Here is a 4,422-nt window from a genome sequence, read left to right as displayed (position 1 = left end):
CGCCGCAAGGACGGTCTGCGCGGCTTCTTCTGGCCCCGGACGTCCTACGCCGACGGCGAGGCCGACCAGCTCGCCGCCGACCTCGCTGCCGCCCTCCCCCCACCCCCCTGACCCCGTCGAAGGGCGAATCCCCGCACCCGAGCACCCAACCCAACCCGAAAGCGCCCTGAGCCTGTCGAAGGGCGATCAACGCCGACGCAGCGACCGAGTTGTCCACAACCCCCATGGCGCGAGGCGGACGTCCGCGCCGATGCTGTCCGGCATGGCCTGGGTCTACCTGCTCGAGTGCGCCGACGGAGCGCTGTACGTCGGCAGCACCCGCGATCTGGACCAACGGCTGGCCGACCATGCGACCGGGTGCGCCGACGCCTACACCGAGCACCGCCGTCCGGTCCGGCTGGTCTGGCAGCTCGAGACCGAGCACATCGGTGACGCCTACGCGATCGAGAAGCAGCTCAAGGGGTGGCGTCGCGCGAAGAAGCAGGCGCTGATCGATGGGCGCTTCGATGCGTTGCCAGCGTTGTCTCGGGCGAGGAGCAGAGCACAGCCTTGCGCTCCGGATGAGTGCGGCTGACTCTCCGATCCGCCCTTCGACAGGCTCAGGGCGCTGGGGTCGCGTCCGTTCCCCGGGTGCGGGAACTCGCCCTTCGACAGGCTCAGGGCGCTGGGGTCGGGCCCGTTCCCCGGGTGCGGGAACTCGCCCTTCGACAAGCTCAGGGCGCTGAGGTTCGTCCGTTCCCCGGGTGCGGGAACTCGCCCTTCGACAAGCTCAGGGCGCTGGGGTCGGGCCCGTTCCCCGGGTGCGGGAACTCGCCCTTCGACAAGCTCAGGGCGCTGAGGTTCGTCCGTTCCCCGGGTGCGGGAACTCGCCCTTCGACAAGCTCAGGGCGTTGGGATCGGGACGGCTGCCCGCGTGCAGGTGATCGCCCTTTCCCGCCCGGGAAACGGCGCACGCCGCGCCCCCGGGTGGGGACGCGGCGTGCGAGGTGGTGGGGGGGTTCAGCCCTTGTTCCGCAGCGAGCGGAGCACGTACTGCATGATGCCGCCGTTGCGGTAGTAGTCGGCCTCACCGGGGGTGTCGATGCGGACCACCGCGTCGAAGGTCACCGGGTCGGCGCCCTCGCGGGTGGCGCTCACCTTGACGGTGGCGGGGATGCCGCCGTCGTTCAGCGCGGTGACGCCCTCGATGTCGAAGCTCTCCTCACCGGTCAGCCCGAGCGACTCCGCGTTCTGGCCCTCGGGGAACTGCAGCGGCAGGACGCCCATGCCGATGAGGTTGGAGCGGTGGATCCGCTCGTAGGACTCGGCGATGACCGCCTTGACCCCGAGCAGCGCGGTGCCCTTGGCGGCCCAGTCGCGCGAGGAGCCCGAGCCGTACTCCTTGCCGGCCAGCACCACCAGCGGGATGCCCTGCGACAGGTAGTTCACCGAGGCCTCGTAGACGGTGGTCTGCTCGCCACCGGCGGTGAAGTCTCGGGTGACCCCGCCCTCGGTGCCCGGCGCCAGCTGGTTGCGCAGCCGGATGTTGGCGAAGGTGCCGCGGATCATCACCTCGTGGTTGCCCCGGCGCGAGCCGTAGGAGTTGAAGTCCTTGCGCTCCACCCCGTGCTCGGCCAGGTACTTCCCGGCCGGGCTGTCGGTCTTGATCGCCCCGGCCGGGGAGATGTGGTCGGTGGTGATCGAGTCGCCGAGCTTGAGCAGCACCCGCGCACCGGAGATGTCGGTGACCGGGGTCGGCTCGGCCGGCATGTCCTCGAAGTACGGAGGACGCCGGACGTAGGTGCTGTCGGGATCCCACTCGAAGGTGTCGCCGGTGGGCGTCGGCAGCGCCTGCCACTGCTGGTCGCCGGCGAAGACGTCGACGTAGGAGTCGGCGAACATCTCGCTGTTGATCGCCCCCGAGAGCACCTCGTCGATCTCGGCCTGGCTCGGCCAGACGTCCTTGAGGAACACGTCGTTGCCCTGCTCGTCGGTGCCCAGCGGCTCCTTGTCGAGGTCGATGTCCATCGTGCCGGCCAGCGCGTAGACGACCACCAGCGGCGGGGAGGCCAGGTAGTTCATCTTCACGTCCGGGTTGATCCGGCCCTCGAAGTTGCGGTTGCCCGACAGCACCGAGACCACGGCGAGGTCGTGCTCGTTGACGGCCTGGCTCACCTCGGGGATCAGCGGACCGGAGTTGCCGATGCAGGTGGTGCAGCCGTAGCCGACGAGGTTGAAGCCGATCTTGTCCAGGTACGGCGTCAGCCCGGCCTTCTCGTAGTAGTCCATGACCACCTTCGAGCCCGGCGCGAGCGTGGTCTTCACCCACGGCTTGCGGTTGAGCCCGCGCTCCACGGCCTTCTTCGCCACCAGCGCCGCCCCGACCATCACGCTCGGGTTGGAGGTGTTGGTGCAGGAGGTGATCGCGGCCACCGTGACCGCACCGTGGTCGAGGGCGAAGGTCTCGCCGCTGGACAGGGTCACCTCGACCGGGTTGCGGGTCCGGTCACTGACCCGGCCCTGCACCTCGTTGACGACCCGCGCGGCGGCGTCCTTGGCGCGGTCGGCCAGGGCTCCCGCCCGGTCGCCGACCGCGGACGGGATGCTGCCGCTGACCCGCTCGGCGACCTGGCCGGCGGCGTCCTTGGCCCGATCGGCCAGCCGCCCGACCAGAGAGCTCGGCTCCTCACCCGGCGAGCTGGTGCTCGGGGTGTCGGAGGCGGGGAAGCTCTCCGCCGAGCCCTCGTCGACGGCGTCGCCGGCCGGTTCGACGTGCTTGACGTAGTCGCGCAGCGCCGTCCGGAAGCTCTGCTTGGCCTCGCTCAGCAGCACCCGGTCCTGCGGACGCTTCGGCCCGGCCAGGCTGGGCACCACGGTGGCCAGGTCGAGCTCGAGGTACTCGCTGTACTTGGGCTCGCGGTCGTCATCGTGCCACAGGCCCTGGGTCTTGGCGTAGGCCTCGACCAGCGCGATCTGCTCGGCGCTGCGACCGGTCAGCCGCAGGTAGTCGGTGGTCTGGGAGTCGATCGGGAAGACGGCGATGGTCGAGCCGTACTCCGGGGACATGTTGCCGATGGTGGCCCGGTTGGCCAGCGGCACCGAGGAGACGCCGGGGCCGTAGAACTCGACGAACTTGCCGACCACGCCGTGCTTGCGCAGCATCTCGGTGATGGTCAGCACCAGGTCGGTGGCGGTGGCGCCCTCGGGCAGCTCACCCGACAGCTTGAAGCCGACCACGCGCGGGACGAGCATCGAGACCGGCTGGCCGAGCATGGCGGCCTCGGCCTCGATGCCGCCGACACCCCAGCCGACCACGCCGAGGCCGTTGACCATGGTGGTGTGGGAGTCGGTGCCGACGCAGGTGTCGGGGTAGGCGACCTTGGTGCCGTCGGCGCCCGGCCGGGAGAAGACCACGCGGGCCAGGTGCTCGATGTTGACCTGGTGCACGATGCCGGTGCCCGGCGGGACGACCTTGAAGTCGTCGAAGGCGCCCTGGCCCCAGCGCAGGAACTGGTAGCGCTCGCGGTTGCGGCCGTACTCGATCTCGACGTTCTTGACGAAGGCGTCGGCGGTGCCGAAGACGTCGGCGATCACCGAGTGGTCGATCACCAGCTCGGCCGGCGCCAGCGGGTTGATCCGGGACGGGTCGCCGCCCATCTCGGCCATCGCCTCGCGCATGGTGGCCAGGTCGACCACGCAGGGCACGCCGGTGAAGTCCTGCATGATCACCCGGGCCGGGGTGAACTGGATCTCCTTGCTCGGCTTGTCGCTCGGGTCCCACCCGGCCAGGTCACGGATGTGGTCGGCGGTGATGTTCGCGCCGTCCTCGGTGCGGAGCAGGTTCTCGAGCAGGATCTTCAGGCTGTAGGGCAGCGACTCCGCACCCTCCACCGCGTCCAGCCGGAAGATCTCGTAGGACTCGCCGTCGACCTCCAGGGTCGACCTGGCGCCGAAGCTGTTCACACTCATGCGGCTCACTTCCCGGTGTGGTGATTTGTCTTGACGTCAAGATATCACTCGGGTCCTGACGACGGAACCGACCCGCGCAGCCGGCTCAGACCCCGCTACCCGGCTCCAGCAGCGCCACGCACTCCACGTGGTGGGTCATCGGGAAGAGGTCGAAGGCGCGCAGCGAGGTGAGCCGCCAGCCGGCGTCCAGCGCGGTGCGCAGGTCGCGCGCGAGTGCCGCCGGATCGCAGGCCACGTAGGCGATCCGACGGGGACGCCGCGCCAGCACCGCGCGCACCACCTCGCCACCCGCGCCGGTGCGCGGCGGGTCGAGCACCACCAGGTCGGTGCGCCCGGGCAGTCGGCGCAGCACCTGGGCCACCCGCCCGGCGGTCACCCGGCTGGCGGAGTCGCCGGCCGCGGCCAGGTTCCGCCGGGCGTGGGCCACCGCCGTGCGCGACGACTCCACCCCCCACACGCGCACCCCGAGCCGGG

The 4,422-nt window shown here is 70.6% G+C and carries 2 protein-coding genes and 1 pseudogene; 1 reads left to right on the top strand and 2 read right to left on the bottom strand.

Going from position 1 to position 4,422, the window contains the following annotated elements; all coding sequences use genetic code 11:
• Positions 1-262: 262 nt before the first annotated feature.
• On the top strand, positions 263-574 hold the full coding sequence (locus tag DVA66_RS17510; RefSeq protein WP_114561209.1) for a GIY-YIG nuclease family protein: 312 nt from the start codon (positions 263-265) through the stop codon (positions 572-574).
• Between the two features lie 425 nt (positions 575-999).
• On the opposite strand, the gene DVA66_RS17505 is transcribed toward DVA66_RS17510, so the two are convergent.
• Both DVA66_RS17505 and DVA66_RS17500 read right to left on the bottom strand, forming a co-directional pair.
• Positions 1,000-3,948 carry an aconitate hydratase gene (locus DVA66_RS17505; RefSeq protein WP_114561208.1) on the bottom strand — a complete coding sequence of 983 codons (2,949 nt, stop codon included), beginning with the start codon at positions 3,946-3,948 and terminating at the stop codon, positions 1,000-1,002.
• Positions 3,949-4,033: 85 nt separating this feature from the next.
• Positions 4,034-4,422, bottom strand: a pseudogene (locus DVA66_RS17500) (class I SAM-dependent RNA methyltransferase); the annotation flags it as partial.

This window comes from Desertihabitans aurantiacus (genome assembly GCF_003344635.1).
Classification (GTDB): Bacteria; Actinomycetota; Actinomycetes; order Propionibacteriales; family Propionibacteriaceae; genus Desertihabitans; species Desertihabitans aurantiacus.
This window is presented reverse-complemented; position numbering and strand designations above follow the sequence as displayed.

Bases quoted from the DNA above. Each gene is read 5' to 3' on its own strand.
- DVA66_RS17510 (WP_114561209.1), top strand. From the start codon at position 263: ATGGCCTGGGTCTACCTGCTCGAGTGCGCCGACGGAGCGCTGTACGTC.
- DVA66_RS17505 (WP_114561208.1), bottom strand. From the start codon at position 3,948: ATGAGTGTGAACAGCTTCGGCGCCAGGTCGACCCTGGAGGTCGACGGC.